Source organism: Allobosea sp. 05L423, from assembly GCF_056397745.1.
In genome coordinates this window covers 14294-34679 of record NZ_JBFTOA010000028.1, presented here as the reverse complement: position 1 = coordinate 34679, position 20386 = coordinate 14294, and the positions used below count along the sequence as shown (strand labels likewise).

General features: G+C 63.5%; 17 protein-coding genes. 11 read left to right on the top strand and 6 right to left on the bottom strand.

Annotation, left to right across the window (positions count from 1 at the left end; all coding sequences use genetic code 11):
• Nucleotides 1–192: 192 nt before the first annotated feature.
• The 3 genes from AC1DNE_RS28860 to AC1DNE_RS28850 form a co-directional block, all read right to left on the bottom strand.
• Entirely contained in the window at nt 193–1629 is a 1437-nt protein-coding gene (locus AC1DNE_RS28860; RefSeq protein ID WP_441473667.1) for an NAD(P)/FAD-dependent oxidoreductase, read from the bottom strand.
• 82 nt (nt 1630–1711) lie between these two features.
• Nucleotides 1712–2056, bottom strand: a complete 345-nt coding sequence (locus AC1DNE_RS28855) for a RidA family protein (RefSeq protein WP_441473668.1) — start codon at nt 2054–2056, stop codon at nt 1712–1714.
• Nucleotides 2057–2113: 57 nt separating this feature from the next.
• Nucleotides 2114–2731, bottom strand: a complete 618-nt coding sequence (locus AC1DNE_RS28850) for a cupin domain-containing protein (protein ID WP_441473669.1) — start codon at nt 2729–2731, stop codon at nt 2114–2116.
• A gap of 301 nt (nt 2732–3032) precedes the next feature.
• Here AC1DNE_RS28850 and AC1DNE_RS28845 point away from each other — a divergent pair, with 301 nt between their 5' ends.
• From AC1DNE_RS28845 to AC1DNE_RS28835, 3 genes are read left to right on the top strand one after another with little or no spacing between them, the layout of a single operon-like run.
• Nucleotides 3033–4709, top strand: a complete 1677-nt coding sequence (locus AC1DNE_RS28845) for a peptide ABC transporter substrate-binding protein (RefSeq protein ID WP_441473693.1) — start codon at nt 3033–3035, stop codon at nt 4707–4709.
• Between the two features lie 45 nt (nt 4710–4754).
• Entirely contained in the window at nt 4755–5708 is a 954-nt protein-coding gene (locus AC1DNE_RS28840) for an ABC transporter permease (protein ID WP_441473670.1), read from the top strand.
• Nucleotides 5708–6592 carry an ABC transporter permease gene (locus AC1DNE_RS28835; RefSeq protein WP_476765774.1) on the top strand — a complete coding sequence of 295 codons (885 nt, stop codon included), beginning with the start codon at nt 5708–5710 and terminating at the stop codon, nt 6590–6592. The genes AC1DNE_RS28840 and AC1DNE_RS28835 overlap by 1 nt, the downstream gene beginning before the upstream one ends.
• Before the next feature lie 1110 nt (nt 6593–7702).
• Here the strand turns inward: AC1DNE_RS28835 and AC1DNE_RS28830 are convergent.
• The 3 genes from AC1DNE_RS28830 to AC1DNE_RS28820 form a co-directional block, all read right to left on the bottom strand.
• Nucleotides 7703–8572, bottom strand: coding sequence for a flagellar motor protein MotB (locus AC1DNE_RS28830; protein ID WP_441473672.1), 870 nt, complete (start codon nt 8570–8572; stop codon nt 7703–7705).
• A gap of 28 nt (nt 8573–8600) precedes the next feature.
• Complete coding sequence (gene motA / locus AC1DNE_RS28825) at nt 8601–9644, bottom strand: flagellar motor stator protein MotA (protein ID WP_441473673.1); 1044 nt, start codon at nt 9642–9644, stop codon at nt 8601–8603.
• Between the two features lie 547 nt (nt 9645–10191).
• The gene (locus AC1DNE_RS28820; RefSeq protein WP_476765773.1) at nt 10192–10935 is read right to left on the bottom strand and encodes a hypothetical protein; all 744 of its coding nucleotides are present in this window, start codon (nt 10933–10935) and stop codon (nt 10192–10194) included.
• Nucleotides 10936–11039: 104 nt separating this feature from the next.
• On the opposite strand from AC1DNE_RS28820, the gene AC1DNE_RS28815 reads away from it, so the two are divergent.
• From AC1DNE_RS28815 to AC1DNE_RS28780, 8 genes are all read left to right on the top strand, one after another.
• Nucleotides 11040–12470: a chlorohydrolase family protein gene (locus tag AC1DNE_RS28815; RefSeq protein WP_441473675.1), complete on the top strand. Its 1431-nt coding sequence runs from the start codon at nt 11040–11042 to the stop codon at nt 12468–12470.
• 243 nt (nt 12471–12713) lie between these two features.
• Complete coding sequence (locus tag AC1DNE_RS28810; protein WP_476841341.1) at nt 12714–13433, top strand: FadR/GntR family transcriptional regulator; 720 nt, start codon at nt 12714–12716, stop codon at nt 13431–13433.
• 229 nt (nt 13434–13662) lie between these two features.
• Nucleotides 13663–15282: an ABC transporter substrate-binding protein gene (locus AC1DNE_RS28805; RefSeq protein WP_441473677.1), complete on the top strand. Its 1620-nt coding sequence runs from the start codon at nt 13663–13665 to the stop codon at nt 15280–15282.
• Between the two features lie 18 nt (nt 15283–15300).
• On the top strand, nt 15301–16278 hold the full coding sequence (locus AC1DNE_RS28800; RefSeq protein WP_441473678.1) for an ABC transporter permease: 978 nt from the start codon (nt 15301–15303) through the stop codon (nt 16276–16278).
• The gene (locus AC1DNE_RS28795) at nt 16275–17120 is read left to right on the top strand and encodes an ABC transporter permease (protein ID WP_441473679.1); all 846 of its coding nucleotides are present in this window, start codon (nt 16275–16277) and stop codon (nt 17118–17120) included. Before AC1DNE_RS28800 ends, AC1DNE_RS28795 begins: the two co-directional genes overlap by 4 nt.
• A complete protein-coding gene (gene hydA, locus AC1DNE_RS28790) occupies nt 17098–18618 on the top strand; it encodes a dihydropyrimidinase (protein ID WP_476765781.1) in 1521 nt (506 codons plus the stop codon). Before AC1DNE_RS28795 ends, hydA begins: the two co-directional genes overlap by 23 nt.
• A gap of 29 nt (nt 18619–18647) precedes the next feature.
• Nucleotides 18648–19562 carry an N-carbamoyl-D-amino-acid hydrolase gene (locus AC1DNE_RS28785; protein ID WP_441473680.1) on the top strand — a complete coding sequence of 305 codons (915 nt, stop codon included), beginning with the start codon at nt 18648–18650 and terminating at the stop codon, nt 19560–19562.
• Between the two features lie 52 nt (nt 19563–19614).
• Nucleotides 19615–20355, top strand: a complete 741-nt coding sequence (locus AC1DNE_RS28780) for an aspartate/glutamate racemase family protein (RefSeq protein WP_441473681.1) — start codon at nt 19615–19617, stop codon at nt 20353–20355.
• Nucleotides 20356–20386 lie beyond the last annotated feature (31 nt).

Sequence of the window (20386 nt, the reverse complement as noted above, 5' to 3'; positions counted from 1 at the left end):
GTCAAGGTCAGCTTTTGGCGCGTCGCTGTCTTCGCGCTAGCCGGAAATAGACTGGGATATCTACCCTCCGGCCTGCGCGTCACGATGTGACTCGGACTGGCAGGCGCGAACTCGCGCTCAGATGCTGGCGGGAGCTAACCGCCAGCTCCAACCCTTGTTTCGTACCACCCTGCGAACATAAGCGGATGTCAGTCAGCGCGTTCCGATTCTCAAGCCAAAGGCCTTTGGGATCCCCGCTGCGCCCCGCATGAAGAGACCGGCACGCTCGCTTTTCTCCTCCGCCTCCTCGCATCCAATAATGCCCCATCGCACTAGCCTGCCGCCGACCGCGCGGAAGGGTTCCGGTGGCAACTTCGGCACATCGCGTGTGCAAAGCGGCAACGTCGACCATTCATCCTTCACGCCCAGAACGAGCGATGCCAGGCACTGTCCTCCCATATAGGTCGGGTTGACGCCGTGGCCTGAGTAGCCGGCTCCGTAATGGACGCGTGTCCCGGCCACGGTGCGGAAGAAGGGCAGCCGGTCGGATGAAACGTCGATGCCGCCGCCCCAAATCTTTTCAACGGGGACATCAGACAAACCAGGCAGGAGCCTGCGCAGCCCTTTCTCGGCCCTCGCCGCCGAGGCGCGGTCGGTGGTCAATGCCGGGTTTTTTGTGTTTCCACCAAAGCTGATTGGGCCGGAACCGGACCCCATGAGGATGCGGCCGTCCACTGTCTTGCGAAAATAGTGGACGAACATGCGCAGGTCCGCGAGGCCCTGGTCGCGGATCCAGCCCATCGCAGCAAGCTTGTCGGGTGCGGGGGCCGTCATCAGCGCATAAGACGAAAACACGCTGACATGCGGGCTGACTTCTGGACGTTTCGCCAATTCGATGTTCGTGGCGAGGACGACCTCACGGGCGATGATTTCGCCGGCCGGCGTTGAGATCTGGTTCGGCGAGCCGGCGGCAAGCCCCGTCATCGGGGAATTCTCGTAAACAGCGACGCCCGCCTCAATAGCAGCTTTGCGGAGTGCCCGCGCCAAACGAGCCGGATGCACATTCGCGCCTTCGGGCAGATACAGGCCGCCGCGGAACACCGGCGACCGACAATAGTCGGCGACCTGCTCGGGCGTCAGCGCCTGCGCAGTGTCCGGCACGCCAAGGCGCTTTGCAGTTTCGACGTAAAGCTGGATCTTAGCATCCTGAGCGGGTGCTGCCGAAACGCGGACATTGCCGGACTCGCGCCACCAGACGTCCCGCCCGGGGGCCGTCGCGAAAGCCCGAATGGCGTCTTGAGCGCGTGTGCCTGCCCTCGCCACGGCGAGTGCGCCATCCGCACCAATGTTAGCAGCCATACCAGCGAGCGAGGCCCAATATCCGTGGACCTTGCCGCCATTTTTGCCGCTCGCGCCGGAGCCGCATAGCGAGGCTTCGACGAGGGCGATCGAGAGCTGAGGCGCGCGCTCGCGCAAAGCTAGAGCTGTCCAGAGCCCGGTGAATCCTCCGCCGACGATCGCGACGTCGACAGTGATCTGGCCGGAGAGCGAAGGAGAGGGGTTTTCGCCGGCCTCGGCGCGAAGCGCATCGCTGAACCACCAGGAAGGATCACCGGGGCAAACCGATGGATAAACGGATGGCTGCGACATGGCTGTGCACCGGGCTGGCGAGGTGAAACGAAACGGAAGATCGATGCCCTCCGCCGCGCAGGAGGGCGGAGGGCTATCGGGCTCAGACCAGCGCCTGAACCTGGATCTCGACGAGGATGTCGTCGGCAGCCAACTTCGACTCCACCGTGGCGCGAGCCGGGGGCTGCTTGGGGTCGACCCAGGCTTCCCAGGCCTGGTTCATTTCGTTGAAGGTGCTCACGTCCTTCAGCCAGATGTTCCCGACAACAATGCGCGTTTTGTCGGTGCCGGCCATCGCCAGGTAATTGTCGATCTGGGCGAGGATGTCTGCGGTCTGCTCCTTGACGCCGCCGCTGCGGTCCTTGGCGGTCAGGCCGGACAGGAAAGCGAACCCGTTCGCAACCAGCACCTTGCTGAGGCGGCCGGTGACTTCGTGACGCGTAATCATGATTCCTCGTGACAGTTTAGAAGAATGGGCAGCCTCACGCGGCCCGACGCTATCGCCCTAGAGGTGCGATTCCCGGATGTTGATGATCCAGATCAGCCTAGCCTCACCGTCAGAGCGGTTGGTGAGGTAATGCGGGATCGTGCTCGGAAACTGGAAGCTGTCGCCTTCCGCGAGCTGAAAGACCTCTTCTCCCACTGTCAGATCAACATTGCCCGACGTCACGTAGCCCGCCTTGTCGCCCGGCCCAGTAAGCACATCCATGCTTTGGGCACCTGGCGGCACCGTGAGGATCATGAAGCGGAGCTGATTGTTGTCGCGGGGAGAAAGCAGCTCTTTGGTGAAATGGCTGCCGCCAACAACGATCTTGGGTCGCTCGCCAGGGCGTCGAACGTATGGGTTCTCGCGCGGAGCTTCCGCCTCGCTCTCTAGGAAAGACCACAGCGTCACACCGAGCGCAGCGCGCAGCTTCTGCAGGGTGCTGATCGAGGGGTTTGTCGCGCCGCGCTCGATCTGGCTGATGCTGCCGGCCGACACTCCAGCCTTCGCCGCCATCTCAAGAATGGTCATGCCGCGCTCGGTGCGCAGAGCGCGAAGGCGTCGGCCGATCCTTTGATTCTCCAACTGCTCTTCGGTCTCGGGTTCGAGGCTTTCGGCAGTCTGAGTGGTGTCCGACATGGGGGCTCGCGGCTGGGTAAGTTCAGTGAACGATATGATGAGGAGTGAGCGGATGCAACCATTATACTGAAAATATGAAGTTTTGCGGAGAAAGATATTCAATATCAGATAGTTAAAAGGTTTTGACGCCCGATAAGTCAACGTTCGCGCCCAAATTCAGCTTGACGGCAGCCGGCTATGATGAAAATTTTCGGCCAAAGTGAACCACGCGTACGGCAACTCTCGCTAATAGTTTCAATATTCTGATGTTTGATCAATGGCCGAAAGCGGCCGCGGGGCGCTTGGGAAGGGAGATACAAACATGACGAGTAACCGCGCCGGATGGCCGTTCGACCTCAATCGCCGTGATCTATTCGGGCTCGGTGCGGGGGCTCTGGCCGCCGCCACAAACTTCGGCGCTCATGCTCAGTCTGCAGGCAAGCCCAATCCGCCGCCTCCCACCAAGCCAAAAGGCGTGGTCGTCGTTGGTCTTTCTCAAGAGCCGGTCGCGTTCAATCCGCTGATGCCTGGCGTTGAAGTCGACGAGGTCGTCTGGACGAGCGTCTTCAACTCGCTGTGGGTCGCGGAGCCCGATGGCAGCCTGAAGCCCGACCTCGCGGTCGAGGTCCCCAGCGAAGCCAATGGCGGCATCGCGGAGGGCGGCCTCTCCTGGACAGTGAAGCTGCGCAACGACGTCAAATGGCATGATGGCACGCCGTTTACGGCGGAAGACGTCAAGTACTCGCTGGAACTGATCAACACTGCCGGCTTCAAGGCACGCACACGAGTCGGCCACGCCTTCGTCAAAGACATCGTAGTCAAGGGACCGCACGAGATCAGCTGGCGGATGGAGAAGGCCTATGCGCCCTATCTGGCGATGCTGGCCAACACCCACATCGTGCCGAAGCATATTCTTGGGAAGGCGGGGGACCCGAACACAGCGCCGTTCAACAACGCTCCCGTTGGAACAGGCCCTTTCCGCTGGGGTACACGTCAGCCGGGCGACAACATCACGCTCGTCGCGAATGAGAACTATCACGGCGACGGCCCCTATCTCGAAAAGGCCGTCCTCAAATACGTGCCGGACATGACGGCGCTGTACGCCCAATTCCGCACTGGGCAAGTCGACCTCGTCATCATCTCGGGCATTCCCGCCAATTTCTATCAGGAAGCGATCAAGCTGCCGGGGCGAAAGGTTGCGGTTGCGCCGAGCGGCAACCTCGAGATCATCATGCCGAACCTCGGCAACAAGGCCTTCGCCGAGAAAGCGGTGCGTCACGCGCTCTACGCGGCAATGGATAAGCAGGCCATCATCGACGCGATTTATTACGGCGTTCCGAAACCGACCGAGTCCTTCGCGCCGCGGGAATCCTGGGCGTTCAATCCCAACCTGCCGGCTCAGAAGCGTGACTTGGATCGGGCCAACAAGCTGCTCGACGATGCCGGTTGGAAGCGCTCGGGTTCAGGCGTCCGCATCAAGAACGGCACTCCGCTAGAATTCGCGGTCTCGACCACGACCGGCAACCAGCTGCGCGAGCAGTGCCAGCAGCTGCTGCAACAGGACTGGCAGCAGATCGGCGCGAAGATGACGATCAACAATATGCCGGCGGCCGTTATCTGGGGCGAGTTCTACGTTCGCTCGAAATTCCAGTCCCTGTTGGTCGGGACCACTTTCCGCACGGGCGTCGATCCCGACCCGGCCTCACGCTTCGCCTCCGATGCGATCCCGGTGAAGGGCGGCAGCGGGGGCAACTACATGCAGTGGGAAAACTCGGAGGCAGACGCCCTGATGAAACAGGGCCAGGAAATCTTCGACCAGGAAAAGCGCAAGGCGATCTATTTCAAGCTGCAGGAGATTGTCCGCGAGGAGCTGCCGATCCTTCCGATTTTCCAGTACGCCCCGATCGAAGGCGTCAAGGAAGGGCTCGTCGGATACCGCCCCAACATCAACCAGCGCCAGAATGCCTGGAACATGGGCAGCTGGTACTGGGCGAAGTAAGCCGGTCCGACGTGACTTCATGAAGAAGATCGGGAGAGCGATGTCTTGATCGGGTTCCTTATCCGCCGACTGGGCCAGTCGCTGTTGCTGCTGCTCATCGTCTCGATGATCGGTTTCGCGATCCTGCATCTGGCACCAGGCGGCCCGCTTTCGCAGTTCGCTGCGGGCGGCGATATGACCCAGGCCGATCTGGACCGGATAGCGGAACAGCTCGGCCTGAACCGCCCGCTGCCGATCCAGTATGTCGAGTGGCTCTGGCGCATGCTGAGCGGCGATTGGGGCCGCTCCTACCGCGATCAGCAGCCGGTGATTCACGTCATCGCGTCGCATCTGGGAGCCACGCTCGAACTGATGCTGACCTCCACGCTGATCGCCATGGCGATCGGCGCCTGGGTCGGCATCCTCGGAGCCATCAAGCGCTATTCGCTTTTCGATGCGCTGGCGACCGTCGGTGCGATGGTGGCTCTTTCGATCCCGACCTTCTGGTTCGGCCTCGTCGTGATCTACGTCTTTTCCGTCGGGCTCGGCTGGCTGCCGGCCGGCAACCGCTACACGGTCGGTGACGGCTCCCTGCTCAACCAGCTACATCACTTGATCGGGCCCTGCATCGTGCTGGCCCTGGTTTCGACCGCGGTCTGGAGCCGGTACATGCGCTCCTCGATGCTGGACGTCGTCAACCAGGACTACATCCGCACGGCTCGTGCGAAAGGCGTCCCCGAGCGCCAGATCTTGCTTCGGCATGCGCTCCGCAACGCGCTCTTGCCGATGATCACCATCACCGGCCTGCACGTTCCCACGCTGCTCTCGGGCGCCCTCGTGACGGAAACCGTCTTCACCTGGCCAGGGATGGGCCGCCTGTTCCTCGATTCAATCAGCTATCGCGACTATCCCGTCGTGATGGGCATCCTGATGTTCTCGGCCGTCCTCGTCCTGCTGGGTTCCTTGATAGCCGACCTGCTCTACGGGGTAGCCGACCCCCGCATTTCCGGGAGTCGCTGATGAGCGATGCGCCATTCATGAGCGGGGTTTCGATCGGACCGGCTCCAGGGTTCTGGAACAGCCCAGGGTTCCGGCGATTTCGCCGCCACAAGCTTGCGGTCTTCGGCAGCTGCAGCATCGTGCTGCTGACACTCGCCTGTGTATTCGGGCCGATGCTGCTGCCTTATACGGATACTTTCATCGATATTCGCTCCCGCTTTGCCGCGCCCTTCTCCGGCCCGCACCTTCTCGGGACCGATCCGCTCGGCCGCGATATCCTCGCCCGTCTTCTGATGGCGGGCCGTATCTCGCTTGCAGTCGGCTTCTCCGCCATGCTGATCGCCATGGGCATCGGCATCGCCGTCGGGATGGTCGCAGGCTTCTACGAGGGGGCTCTCGGCGCCGCGCTTATGCGCTTCGTGGACGCGATGCTCTGCTTTCCGTCGATCTTCCTGCTACTGGCCATTTCAGCGCTGGTCTCGCCTTCGGTGCCGTCGATCGTGCTTCTGATCGCGATGACGTCCTGGATGGAGGTCGCGCGGGTGGTCGAGGCCCAGATCCGCTCCCTCAAAACCCGCGAATTCGCCCAGGCGGCCATCTCCTTCGGCGCCAGCAGCCGACGCATCATGCTGCGCGAGTTGTTGCCGAATGCTGTGGCGCCCATCGTCGTCGCGGCGACACTCAACGTGGCACATGCCATCCTCGCCGAGAGCTATATCTCTTTCCTCGGCTTCGGCATCCAGCCGCCAACGCCGAGCTGGGGCAACATGCTCGAAAGCGCCCAGAGCTACCTCACCAGCGCGCCCTGGCTCGCGATCATCCCCGGCGCCGCCATAACGCTCGCGGTAACTTCGTTCAACTTCATAGGCGACGGGCTGCGGGACGCTTTGGACCCGAAGCTGTGAAACCGAACTCGCGCGGCCGGCCGATGATGCGCCAAACGTCCGCTTCGAGGCAGTAACTCGATGTCCGGAGCGGGTGGATTATGTTGAAAAAGTCGGCTGCAATACTTCGCGCCGGTTTACCCGGCCGAAGAGTAGAAATTTCACCTCTACGCTGAAGCGATGTTTGGACGCGAAGGGCATTTTCCTGAATCGTGAAGAAAATTCCTCTCCGTCGAGCGCCGATCTCAAACGAATTTGGCGCTAGCCGGACTTTTTCAACACAATCGGCGCATTTCGACCTGAGCGGAGCAGGGCGGTTCCGGCCCATTGCGGACGCCTAGAGCGTCCGCTTTCCGGCGGGCTGGCTGAGATACTCTTGAACCGCCAAAACTGGCCCATTAGCTCGCGCTCGGAATGTCGGTTTAGTGGCGCGCTATTGAGGTCGGTAGCTGCGCAGGCGGAACCAATGATAAGGCGTTCGCGCGCTAGCGGGGAATTGCTGCAAGCGCGGGCGCTCTGAGGCTAGGCAATAGCCGACGAAGAAGAATCTGGCGGCAATTCGGTCATCCGCTGGCCGAAGGCAGGGGACAGGCTTTTTGCCCAATCCGACCATCACCATGAAAACGCCGACCTCAACCTTTTCGGCTTCAGCCGCACATCGAGGATGACGAGCGAGTACAGGATGGCGGCGGACATCATGGTCGAGCGGGCAGCCGCAGATTACCGTGTTAAGGACCTGGTCGTTTTTCCCGATAATCTTCAATTATCGGCACTGTATCGGCCTGTCGTTGAAGTCCCAAGCGCGCACGGCCGAGCCGGGCCTCGCCGCGCCGCTGGGCAACGCCTCCTCGGGCTTAAGAGGGGAAGGCGGGCGCCTATAGGCATGGACCTTCCGCTCCTGGATCTAAGCCGAGCGCTTACGAACCGGAAAGGCTTCGAGGGTCCCACCGACGCCATAGGTCGTAGGACGGACCCCTGCGTAGATGACTGCTCGCGGCGCCCGGTCCGTAACTTCGCGCAGCGCATCGACGTCTCCGAGCCGATGATCCACGTCGCAATGGTCAGCCTCTTACGTGTCAGCCACTGAGCTCAATCTCAAGCGGAGTCTGAGGTGGCCGAAGCGCCTTGTCGTCAGGGCAAGGCGCCCGGGGGCAGCGGCGGCTCCGCATTGAGCAGCGTGATCGTCACCCGTCGGTTCGACGGGTTGTAGGGGTCATCGACGAAGAGCGGCTCGGTGTCGGCGTGTCCCACCACGGAAGCGAAGCGGTTGCTGGGGAGCCCGGCACCCGACAGGATCTCGCGCACGGCGAGCGCGCGCCCGGCGGTGAGGCTCCAGGAATCGGCGGCCTGCACCGAGCCCGGGCGCGCGGCGGCCGTGTGGCCGGCGACAGACAGTTGGTTGGGCAGCCGGCGCAGGGTGGGCGCGAGCGCTTCCAGCACGAGACGGGTGCGGTCGTAGGGCTGGACCGAGCCCTCGGGGAACATGGAGCGGCCGTACTCGTCCACGAGGGAAACGTTCAACCCCTCCTTGGTCGGCTCGATCACGATGTTGCGCGACAGCTCGGAAATTTCGGGCATTTTCTGGAGCGCCTGCCGGAGGCTGGCTATGGCGCTGTAGTTGGCCTCAACGCCGGCGGCCGGGCGGCTGACCTCGCGGTCGCTGCGGCCCGAGCTGGGTGGGCGCGCCTTGTCCTCCTGCCCGTTAGTGCCCCTCGCCGCGTCGCGGGGCGCCGACGGCCTGCTGCCTGACTTGTCCAGGGCGGTGCCCATCATGACACCGCCAGCGCCACTGGTTGTAAGACTTGGAGCCGCCGGCGCGAAGTATTCCGCCAGGCCGATCTTCTGCTCCTGCGTCGTCATGCTGATCAGCCACATCAGCAGAAAGAACGCCATCATGGCGGTCACGAAGTCCGCATAGGCGATCTTCCAGGCCCCGCCGTGGTGCGCATGAGCGGCCTTCTTGACCTTCTTGACGATAATCGGCTGGGTGGGCTTGGTCATCGAGGGCCTGCTGGAGATTGGGTCAGATCTAGGCGGGCAGACCGGCGGTTGCCGCTTCCACTTCGCTGAAGGTCGGGCGGACGTCGCTCATCAGAGCCTTGCGGGCAAATTCTACCGCCATCACCGGCGGCTGGCCGCTGATATGGGCGAGGAGACCCGCCTTGAGTGAAAGGTAGTATTTGGATTCCGCTTCATAGATGCCCTTGAGCGACTGCGCCATGGGCCCGAAGAAGCCGTAGGCGACGAAGACGCCGAAGAAGGTGCCTACGAGCGCGCCGCCGATCAGATGTCCCAGCACCTCCGGCGGCTCGGTGATCGCCCCCATCGTCTTGATCACGCCGAGCACGGCGGCGACGATGCCGAGCGCCGGTGTTCCGTCGGCGAGCGACTGCATGGCCGCAACGACACGCTCCTGCTCCTGATGGTGCGTCTCCAGTTCCTCGTCCATGAGAGCATCCATCTCGTGGACGTTGTTGGCGCCCATCGTCAACATGCGCATGTAGTCGCAGACGAACTCGACCGCATGATGGTTCGCTGCAAAAGTCGGGAAGGCGTTGAACAGCGTCGACTCGCTCGGATTTTCTATGTGCTGCTCGACCGCGAGCATGCCCTTCTGCTTCACAAGCTTATACAACGAATACTGCATCCCCAGCAGTTCGACATAGCATTCCTGCTTGTACTTGGGGCCCTTCATGAGCGTGCCGAGCATGGCGGGCACGGCCTTGAGCACCGGCGCGGGGTTGCCGATGACGAAGGCACCGATCGCTGCGCCGAGGATGATAACAAACTCGAACGGCTGCCAAAGGACCTCGAGGTGGCCGCCCATCGCCGCGTAGCTGCCGAAGACGCAGACGAAGACGATGATTGTGCCGACGATCAGCCGCATGGTTTGCCACCCTCGCGCCGCAGCAGGTACAGCCCGCGCGAAGCCACTAACTAGTCCGACGAAATGACCGATCGAGGTTAAGGGCGAGTTTATGGCCGCTGGCCGCAGGTTTGTAAGCATCGTCCTCCGGCCGCGGCTTTGAGGCTTGGGGCGGCGGGGTAGGCCAGCGAAGAAATCGGGGTGCAATGAGTCTCCGCCAATTCCGGTGATCGGCGTCCAATAGGGAACCGTTTCCGGGGATCATCTGCGCTGCGCCGCTTTGCTGTGGCGCGGCGAGGCTGAGGATGACGCGGGTGAGAACCAGGCGGGCAACGTGTGCGAGCGCTGCTTCGCGCCGACGCCGCGCTTCGCAAGCTACAGGGAGCTGAACGCCCGGCTTGTGGACCGCTGCGTCAAGCACTCTAAGGCGATGGCTCGCCCTCGGTTCCGTGGACCATCTGGCATGCCTCTGATTGCGTTCTCTCGCCGGCGCCAATCCAACCTCCGGACAACGCTATCGAGTCGCAGGAAAGCTGACCAAGAAGGTTGACCGAATATCGGATTTTTAGCCGATGCTTGCTGAGTGCGCAGAACCGGACTGTCACGTCCGCTTGGGGCGCCAGCTGGCACTGGCGCAACGAGGAGTGTCCGGATTTGAGCGAGCTCCCAATGTCCGGTTGTGGCGCGAGACGGTCAGAGGCGCTCCTACTCCGCCAGTCGCCGAGGCACACGCCGCTCAAATCTTCCCACGAGCTCAGCTCGTTGAGCGCAACTCTGGTCGAAAAAAGTTCACCGGACTTAGCTCGCCGACTTGTCCGCGTGCCGATCTGGCCTTTCCAAGCAGGAGCGGCTTCGTGATCGAACCGGTCATCACGATTTGCCCTGCCCGCAGACCTCCCATCTGGTCCGGCTGGCAGTTGGCATAAGCGAGGAGTGAAGCCAGCGGGTCGATCTGCGGGTGTTCTCCCGTCGCGGCGAAAGCCTCGTCGAGCCAGAGCTGGGCCCTGCATCCTTGCGGCGGAGGTGTCCAGGCGGCGGGCGGGCCGAGGACCGTCGCGCCGTTGCCGAGATAATCGGCAAGATAGAAACCAAAGGGGATCTCGGGCGGCTCGCCGGCACGCGGAATGACGATCTCGAAGGCCGAACTTGCGGACGCGATCGCCGCCACGATGTCCCCGCGTGTGTAGGGAACGGCCCGCGGCGGAAGGTCGCTGGCCAGGCGGAGCGCGAGCTCGGTCTCGATCTTGATGAAGTCACCGGCCGGAAGACCGAGACAGACGCCGTCGCCATGGATGGTCGAAGCCAGAAGCGGCGCACCGATCGGCACGCCGCCGGGGCCGATCGCCACCTTCCAGCCGCCGACGTTTTGGCCAAGGGCCTCGGCAACCTCGCGCTGGACCGTATAGCCGGTCTCATAGGGAATATCGGCAATCGGCTGCATGGTCCGGCCGGTTTCGCGCAGCTCCATCAGAATCCGGGTGGCATCTGCCGGCATCATGCGTTCTCCACTGGGCCGAGAACTCTTAATCATTATTGATGATGATTGTCCAATGCGATACTGAACCGGCAGGGCCCATGGCTCGGCATCGGGAGGGACGACGCATGCGCAGAATGATCAAGGCTGGCCACATCATCGCTTTTCAGAACGGAGGCCATCGCCATCTCCGCGACGGCGTCGTCGTCTGGGAGAACGACAGGATCATCCATGTCGGCAAGAGTTTCGAGGGAGAGGTCGACGAGGTCGTCGATGCGCCGGAGAAGATCGTCACGCCGGGTTTCATCAACACCCACGCCCATCTGACCGAATCCCCGCTCGACAAGAGCTATGTCGAGGATCGCGGGCCGCGCTCCTTCTATCTCTCGGGTCTGTTCGAGTTCCTGATCGCGCGCGACGTGTCGATCACCGACGACATGCGCCGCGCCTGCATCGCGTTCTCGGTCCCGGAGCTGATCCGCACCGGCACGACCACGATCATGGAGATCGGCGGCTATGGCGAGGATACGGTCAGGATGGCCGGCGGGGCGGGTCTGCGCGCCTATGTCGGCCAGGGCCATCGCTCCGGCCGCTGGTACACCGACGACGGCAAGACGGTGAAATACACCTGGCTGCCGGATGATGGCCAGGACGGCTTAGAAAAGGCCGTGCAGTTCATCACAAAACACGATGGCATGATGAACGGCCGCATCAAGGGCTTCCTGACGCCCTATCAGGTCGACACCACATCGGAAGACATGCTGAAGCGCACGCGCGCGGCTGCAACGGAGATGAAGGTGCCGCTGGCGCTGCACGTCTCGCAGTCTGTGCCGGAATTCATCGAGATGACGCGCCGCCATGGCTGTACGCCGATCGAATGGCTGAACAAGCTCGGCTTCCTCGGCCCCGACGTGATCCTCGGCCATGCCATTATGCCCGGTGGCACCTCCTGGACGAACTACCATGCCGACGACATCGGTATCCTCGCCGACACTGGCACCAATGTCGCCCACGCGGTCTGGGTCTTCGCGCGGCGCGGTATCGCCATGGAGAGTTTCGCGCGCTACCTCGCCCGCGGCGTCAACATGACGATCGCCACCGATACCTGCCCGCAGAGCATGATCGAAGCGATGCGCTGGACCGCCGTCGTCAGCAAGATCGTCGACCGGCGCACCGACGTCGCGACGGCGGCAGACGTGTTCAACGCCGCCACGCTCAATGGCGCGAAGGCGCTGGGGCGCGACGACCTCGGCCGGATCTCGGTCGGCGCCAAGGCCGACATGCTGCTCTGGGAAGGGCGCAGCATGTTCATGACCCCGGTGCGCGATCCGATCCGCAATATCGTCTATTCCGCGCAGGCCGAGGACCTGAACAGCTCGATCGTCGATGGCGAGTGGATCATGCGGGAGCGGCACATCCCCAATGTCGACCTGCCGAAGCTCGCCGCCGGCGTTCAGGAGGCGGCCGCGAAGATGTGGGCCGGAACCGAGAACGGCGACTGGGCCAAGCGGACGATCGACCAGCTCTCGCCGGAAAGCTTCCCGGCGTTCAAGCCCTGAGGCGCAGGCGCTTGCGCGGGGCGCGGCGGGCCGATGGCCCGTCGCGCTTTTCCGCTTTCCGGGAGGAAATTCACGCGGATTGTGGATTTAGGATATGCAGGCGGAATGACGATGGCTTGGGGATGTCTTTGCTGCAGGAGCCCGCGTGATTCGCGCAGCGACATCCGGTGCCTGGCGGTGGACCAGATGATGACGAACGGTAACGACGCGGGCTCCGATACGAATCTTCCACTGGAGGATCGCATGCAGCTGATCGCGTTGCGGGTTCTGGCTGAGGCGGAAGGCCCGTCCGGTGCGCTCAGTTTGGCGGGCGCCTTCCGCAGCGCGGGGATCGATGTCGCCGAGGCGACGGCGGGACGTTACCTGCGGCAGCTCGACGAGCTCGGCTTTACCCGCTCGCTTGGCAAGCGCGGGCGTATCCTGACCCCGCAGGGAGAAGACAGGCTCGCAGAACTCGTTCAGAGCGGCAGCCTCGCGGCCCATGGCGCGCGAGTCACGGCCGCTGTCGGCGGCAGCACGATCCAGCAGCTGATCGATCTGCTGCATGTGCGTCGAGCGGTCGAGATCGAGGCAGCCGGACTGGCTGCGCAACGGGCGACCGAAGCGGAGGTGGCGGAAATTGTTGCGGCCGCGATGCAGCATGTCGATTGCGTCGAAGCCAGCAGTCGGGCTGTGTCCGCCCATAATTTCCATGAGCTGATCTCGCGTTATTCTCACAATGAAATGCTCGCGGCGATGACGATGATGCTGCTCGACCCACGGCATGATCCGCTGGCTAAGTTGCTTGACCACATTGCCGACAACACTGGGACCGCGATGAGCATGGCGCTCGATCATCCTCGCATCGCCGAGGCGATCCGTGAACGCGACCCGGCGGAGGCCGAGCATGCGATGCGCCGGCACCTCGATAAGCTGATCGCCGTCGTTCGCGGCTACCGCGATTCGATGCAGGTCGGGGGCTGATCGGCCACTCCGGCCCGAGGCGCTCCATATACAGCCGCAAACAGAGCTTCGATGCCTATCGGCCAATCATTCCCTGCGCTGGCAAGGTGCAACCTGCCTCCCTTTTGAGCGCCGTTTTGCCGAGTTGAGAGCGACCGCATTCAAGCCTTGCCAAACCCAGTATCATCATCAATGATGATTGTATTAATGCCGCGTCCGCGCTGCGGGGCGAAAAAAGGGGACAGGTGTGATGACGAAGAGCGGGACGGGATTCCTGACGCGCCGTGCGCTGCTGGGCAGCGCCGCGGCCACGGCCTTGTCGCTGGGAATGGGCGGGGCTGGCGGGGTGCTGGCCCAGGAAGCGCCGCGGCGCGGCGGCGTCCTGACGGTCGCGCTGACCTGGGAGCCGGCCATGCTGACGGCGGCCTTCAACCCTTCGACTCCGATCGTGATGGTCTCCAGCAAGATCCTCGAGGGTCTCGTCGCCTATGACGCCAAGCAGCAGCCAGTGCCGGCCCTTGCAACCAGCTGGACCATCAGCCCGGACGGCCTGACCTACACCTTCAAGCTGCGCGAGGGCGTCAAGTGGCATGACGGCAAGCCATTCACGGCCGCCGACGTCGCCTTCTCGATCTCCGAGGTCTGGAGCAAGCTGCACCCGCGCAGCGGCGTGACCTGGTCGAACCTCTCAGGCGTCGAGACGCCCGATGACATGACAGTGGTGGTGAAGCTGTCCAAGCCTGTGCCGTTCCTGCTCTCGATGCTCGGCAATTGGGACGCCCAGGTTGTTCCCAAGCATCTCTACGAGAACACCGACATCCGCACTAATCCGGTCAACAATGCACCGGTCGGCACCGGGCCATTCGTCTTCAAGGAGTGGCAGCGCGGCCAGTATATCCGGCTTGAGCGCAATCCGGGCTATTGGCAGGAGGGCAAGCCCTATCTCGATCAGATCGTGATGAGGGTCATGCCCGATGGCGGTTCGCGGGCGGCCGCGCTGGAGGCCGGCGAGGCCCAGCTCGGCGTGTTCAACGCGGTTGCGCCCTCGGATCTCAAGCGCCTGTTGACCAAGCCTGAACTGGCAGTGACGACGGACGGCTACCAGATGTTCGCGCCGATGGCGATGGTCGAGGTGAACACGCGCAACGAATACCTCAAGGACAAGCGCGTCCGTCAGGCGATCATGTATGCGCTCGACCGCAAGTTCATCCTCGACAACATCCTCTTCGGCTACGGCAAGATCGCGACCGGCCCGCTCACCTCGGATTCACCATACTATACCACCGACGGCGTGCCGATGTATGGCCAGGATCAGAAGAAGGCCAATGATCTGCTCGATCAGGCCGGATTCCCGCGCAAGGGTTCCGCCCCGCGCTTCAAGCTGACGACGGAGCTGACGCCCTCTCCCGAATTCTCGCGCATGGCTGAGTATCTCAAGCAGAGCCTGGCCCGCATCGGCATCGAGGTCGAGATCCGCTCCTCGGATTCGCCGACCTTCCTGCGCCGCGTCTATACCGATTACGACTTCAATCTGTCGATCAACTTCCTCTTCATGTTCGCCGATCCCTCGGCCGGCGTACAGCGATTGTATTACGGTCCCAACATCCGCAAGGGCGTCACCTTCGCCAACGCCTCGGGCTACAGCAACCCCGATCTCGACAAGGTCTGGGAGCAGGCGCGTGAGGAAAACGACCTGACGAAGCGCAAGGCTCTCTTCGCCCAGGCGCAAAAGACCGTCGCCGAGGACCTGCCGATCCTGAACCTGTTCGAGTTCAGCTTTACCACCGTCTACAACAAGAAGTTGCATAACCCGACGGTCGGCCCGGACGGCGCTTATGGCAATCTGGCCACGGCCTGGCTGGCCGAATAGCGCGATAGGAGCCAGGCCGTGTCGAACCTGCCCCGTTTCGTGGCACGGCGGCTGATGCAGAGCGTGCTCACCATGCTCGTCATCATCGTCCTGCTGTTCGTCCTGCTCCACAGTGCCCCCGGGGACGTCGTCGACGTCCTCGCGGGGGAGGCGGGCGCGGCCTCGCCAGAATATCTGGCGCGCATGCGCCAGCAACTCGGGCTGGACCAGCCACTCCTGGTCCAGCTCTACAAATATGCCTTGAACATCCTCAGCTTCGACCTCGGCTATTCGCTGCGGACCAACCAGCCGGTGTCCGAGCTCATCATGACGCGGCTGCCGCCGACCTTCCTGCTGCTTGGCATCAGCATCACCACGGCGGTCAGCGCCGGCATCCTGCTCGGCGTCACCGCCGCGCGCCACGTCAACCAGCCGCTCGACAACGCCATCTCGCTGGCCGCGCTGCTGTTCTATGCCACGCCGATCTTCTGGATCGCGCTGATGATGATCGTGCTGTTCTCGGTCCAGCTCGGCTGGTTCCCGACCGGCGGCATGACCACGCTGGGCGTGCGCCTCTCGACCTGGGAGCGGATCCTCGACATCGCGCGCCATGCGGTGATGCCAAGCGCGGCGCTCTCGCTGTTCTATATCGCCATCTACACGCGGCTGATGCGGGCCTCGATGCTGGAGGTCCAGAGTTCCGACTATGTCCGCACCGCTCAGGCCAAGGGGCTCTCCGACGACACCGTCGCGTGGCGTCACGTCTTCCGCAACGCGCTCTTGCCGATCGTCACGATGGTCGGGCTGCAGGTCGGCTCGCTCATCGGCGGGGCCGTGCTGATTGAAACCGTCTTCGCCTGGCCGGGGCTCGGACGGTTGGCTTCCGAGGCGATCTTCCAGCGCGACTTCAACCTGCTGATGGGCGTGCTGGTTATCAGCTGCGTGCTCGTCCTCGTCATGAACATCGTCGTCGACATCGTCTACGCGCTGGTCGACCCAAGGATCATCCTGTCGTGACGCTCCTTCGCAGCAAGTTCCTCCGCGCCTTCTGCCAGCGCTGGACGAGCGTCCTGGGCTGCTTGCTCCTGATCGCGATCGTCGCCATGGCGCTGCTCGCATCCCTCGTCTTTCCGGAAGACCCCTGGTCGATGGTGACCCGCCCGATGCTGTGGCCTGGCGAGGAAGCCGGTTTCCCGCTCGGCTCCGACGCGCTGGGGCGCGATCTCGCCGCCGGCATCTTCCACGGCGCCCGGATCTCCCTCTGCATCGGCATCGCGGCGACGTTGGCGGCCCTGTTTCTTGGCATCGTCGCAGGCGCCTTCGCTGGCTATCACGGCGGCAAGGTCGACGACATCCTGATGCGCTGCACGGAATCCTTCCAGACCGTGCCGCCCTTCCTGCTGACGATCGTGATCGTGACCCTGCTTCATCCCTCGCTCCTCACCATCATCCTCGCCATCTCGCTGGTCTCCTGGCCGCCGGTGGCGCGCCTGGTCCGGGTCGAGTTTATGACGATGCGCGAGCGCGACTTCGTGCTGGCCTGCCGCTCGATCGGCATGAGCGATGTTCGGATCATCTTCCGCCAGATCCTGCCCAACACGCTCTCGCCGGTGATCGTCACCGCCTCGATCATGGTCGCGAGCGCGATCCTGACCGAGTCCTCGCTGGCCTTCCTCGGGCTCGGCGACCCCAATGTGATGAGCTGGGGCACGATGATCGGTGCCGGCCGCGACCAGCTTCGCACCGCCTGGTATCTGACGGCCATTCCCGGCGTCGCCATCCTGCTCACCGTGCTCGCCATCAATCTGATCGGCGAGGGCCTGAACGACGCCCTCAATCCAAGGCTGCGCAATCGCTGACGCGGAACGAGAGTCACGGAACGATCTCTCGAAGACCTCCCCGCGCCCGGGTCCGAAGGGGCAAGGCGCTGCAAGACAACAGATGAGAAAGGGAAGCGACGCGATGGATGTGATCATCCGCAACGGAACGGTCGTCAGCACGGCCGGGCTCTCGAAGGCCGACATCGGCATCGCCGACGGCAAGATCGTGCAGATCGGCGGCAGCTTCCCGAAAGCAGCGCGGGAGATCGACGCCGCCGGCTGCTACGTCATGCCGGGCGGCATCGACGTGCACACCCATATCGATGTAGGTGAGGGGGAGCGGCGCTCCGCCGATGATTTCCGCACGGGCACGATCGCGGCGGCCTGCGGTGGGACGACGACGATCATAGACTTCTGTGCGCAGAAGCGGGGCGGCAGCCTCGCCGACGCGATCGCCCATTGGGATGCCAAGGCGGCAGGCAAGGCGGCGGTTGACTATGGCTACCACATCATCGTCACCGACATGAACGAGGCGGTTTTCGCGGAACTCGCGACCCTGCCCGAGAAGGGCATTCCCTCCTTCAAGCTGTTCATGGCCTATCGCGGTGAGGTCATGATCGACGATACCGTCCTGCTCAAGGCGCTCGAACAGGCCAAGCAGAGCGGCGCGCTGGTCATGGTCCATGCCGAGAACGGCGACGCCGCCGACTATCTGCGCGACAAATTCGTCGCGGAAGGCAAGACCGCGCCGCTCTACCACGCGCTGAGCCGGCCGCCCCGCGTCGAGGCCGAGGCGACGGCGCGCGCCATCGCGCTGGCCGAGATCGTCGGCACCTCGATCTACATCGTCCATCTCACCTGCGCCGAGGCGCTCGACGAATTGCTGCGGGCCAGGCGGCGCGGCGTCGACGCCATCGCCGAGACCTGCACGCAATATCTCTACCTCACCAAGGACGATCTCGACCGGCCGGGCTTCGAGGGCGCCAAATTCGTCTTCACGCCGCCGGCCCGAACCAAGGCCGATCAGGAGCTGCTCTGGGACGCGCTGGCCGATCGGGTTTTGGAGACCGTCTCCTCCGATCACTGCTCCTGGTCGTTCGGCCGCCACAAGGTCCTCGGCAAGGACGATTTCCGCCAGATTCCGAACGGCACTCCCGGCGTCGAGGAGCGGATGATGCTGGTCTATCAAGGCGTCAATGAGGGGCGGATCGGCCTCACCGAATTCGTCGACCTCGTCGCGACCCGCCCGGCCCAGATCTTCGGCCTGTTTCCGCAGAAGGGCACCATCGCGGTCGGTTCCGACGCTGACATCGTGATCTGGGACCCCGAAGCCGAAATGACGATCACGCAATCAGCCATGCACAACGCCATGGACTACTCCTCCTATGAGGGGCGCAGCGTGAAGGGCCTGCCGCGCACGGTGCTGCTGCGCGGCAAGACGGTCGTCGAGAACCGCGATTATGTCGGTGAGCCCGGCGAGGGCCGCTTCCTCAAGCGCGCGCGCTACCGGCCGCGCGGCAACGCAGCCCGGCGTTGAAACGGATCATCGGACAAGGAGGCAGGACTATGCCAGGCAAGATCATCCTCGCGGTCGCCCAACAGGGGCCGGTCCAACGCAGCGACAGCCGGGAGCGCGTGGTGGCGCGGCTGATCGACATGCTGAAGCAGGCGGCGGCGCGAAACGCAGACTTCGTCGTCTTTCCGGAACTGGCCTTCACCACATTCTTTCCGCGCTGGTTGCTGGAGGACGAGGCCGAACTCGATTCCTTCTACGAGACGCAGATGCCGGGTCCGGCGACACGACCCTTGTTCGAGGCTGCGGCAGAGCTCGGCATCGGCTTCAATATCGGCTTCGCGGAACTCGTGGTCGAGGGCGGGGTCAAGCGCCGATTCAACACGGCGATCGCCGTCGACAAGGCCGGCCGCATCGTCGGCAAGTATCGCAAGGTCCATCTCCCCGGCCACAAGGACTACGAGGCCTACCGGCCGTTCCAGCATCTGGAGAAGCGCTATTTCGAGCCGGGCGACCTCGGCTTCCCGGTCTATGACGTCGAGGGTTTCAAGCTCGGCATGTTCATCTGCAATGACCGGCGCTGGCCCGAGACCTGGCGCGTGATGGGTCTGAAGGGCGCCGAGCTGATCTGCGGCGGCTACAACACGCCGCTGCACAACCCGCCCGTGCCGCAGCACGACCATCTAAGCTCTTTCCACCATCTGCTTTCGATGCAGGCCGGCGCCTATCAGAACGGCGCCTGGACTGCCGCCGCCGGCAAGACCGGTGTCGAGGAGGGCTGCATGCTGCTCGGTCATTCCTGCATCATCGCGCCCACGGGGGAACTCGCTGCCCTGACAACGACGCTGGAGGACGAGGTCATCACGGCGGTCGCGGATTTCGAGCGCTGCCGGGAGATCCGCGACAACATCTTCAACTTCGTCCAGCACCGGCAGCCGAAGAACTACGCCCTGATCACCGCCGAGTAAGGGCAGGATGACTGCAGGGCGGTGCCCCGCAGTCGCGCCGCAGAAGAGAGGCATGAGGATGAAGCTCAAGGTCATCAATCCCAACACGACGCTGTCGATGACCCGCAAGATCGGCGAGGCGGCCTTGGCAGTTGCGCGGCCGGGCACGGAGATCCTCGCGGTCAGCCCGGCCATGGGGCCGGTCTCGATCGAGGGGCATTACGACGAGGCGATCAGCGCGCTCGGCGTCCTCGACGAGGTGCGCAAGGGCGCGGCCGAAGGCTATGAAGGCTACCTGATCGCCTGCTTCGACGACCCGGGCCTGCGCGCCGCCCGCGAGATCGCGAATGGCCCGGTCGTCGGCATTGCGGAGGCGGCCATGCACATGGCCTCCTTCATCAGCGGCGGCTTCTCGATCGTGGCAACGCAGCATCGCAGCCGGATCATCCTCGAGCATCTCGTGCGCGCCTACGGCATGGACCACGCTTGCCGCAGTGTGCGCACCACCGAGCTCGCGGTGCTCGACCTGGAGACCGAGGGGAAAGATGCAGCCTCGGTCATCCTGGCCGAGTGCCGGCTGGCCATCGCCGAAGACAAGGCCGACTGCATCGTTCTCGGCTGCGCCGGCATGGCCGATCTCGTAGACCCACTGGCCCGCGAACTCGGTGTGCCGATCGTGGACGGGGTGGCCTGTGGCGTCAAAATCCTGGAAGGCCTCATCGACCTGCGGCTGTCGACGAGCCGCAGCGGCGGCTATGCTTCTCCGATCGCGAAGCCCTATCTCGGCGAGCTCGTCCGCTTTCAATCTCCGTAGCGTTAGGCGTCCCGCATATCTGCGACGGGAG

Coding starts and splice junctions, on each gene's coding strand:
- AC1DNE_RS28805 (WP_441473677.1), top strand. CDS start 13,663: ATGACGAAGAGCGGGACGGGATTCCTGACGCGCCGTGCGCTGCTGGGC.
- AC1DNE_RS28850 (WP_441473669.1), bottom strand. CDS start 2,731: ATGTCGGACACCACTCAGACTGCCGAAAGCCTCGAACCCGAGACCGAA.
- AC1DNE_RS28845 (WP_441473693.1), top strand. CDS start 3,033: ATGACGAGTAACCGCGCCGGATGGCCGTTCGACCTCAATCGCCGTGAT.
- AC1DNE_RS28780 (WP_441473681.1), top strand. CDS start 19,615: ATGAGGATGAAGCTCAAGGTCATCAATCCCAACACGACGCTGTCGATG.
- AC1DNE_RS28855 (WP_441473668.1), bottom strand. CDS start 2,056: ATGATTACGCGTCACGAAGTCACCGGCCGCCTCAGCAAGGTGCTGGTT.
- AC1DNE_RS28835 (WP_476765774.1), top strand. CDS start 5,708: ATGAGCGATGCGCCATTCATGAGCGGGGTTTCGATCGGACCGGCTCCA.
- AC1DNE_RS28830 (WP_441473672.1), bottom strand. CDS start 8,572: ATGACCAAGCCCACCCAGCCGATTATCGTCAAGAAGGTCAAGAAGGCC.
- AC1DNE_RS28820 (WP_476765773.1), bottom strand. CDS start 10,935: ATGATGCCGGCAGATGCCACCCGGATTCTGATGGAGCTGCGCGAAACC.
- AC1DNE_RS28810 (WP_476841341.1), top strand. CDS start 12,714: ATGCAGCTGATCGCGTTGCGGGTTCTGGCTGAGGCGGAAGGCCCGTCC.
- AC1DNE_RS28860 (WP_441473667.1), bottom strand. CDS start 1,629: ATGTCGCAGCCATCCGTTTATCCATCGGTTTGCCCCGGTGATCCTTCC.
- AC1DNE_RS28815 (WP_441473675.1), top strand. CDS start 11,040: ATGCGCAGAATGATCAAGGCTGGCCACATCATCGCTTTTCAGAACGGA.
- AC1DNE_RS28785 (WP_441473680.1), top strand. CDS start 18,648: ATGCCAGGCAAGATCATCCTCGCGGTCGCCCAACAGGGGCCGGTCCAA.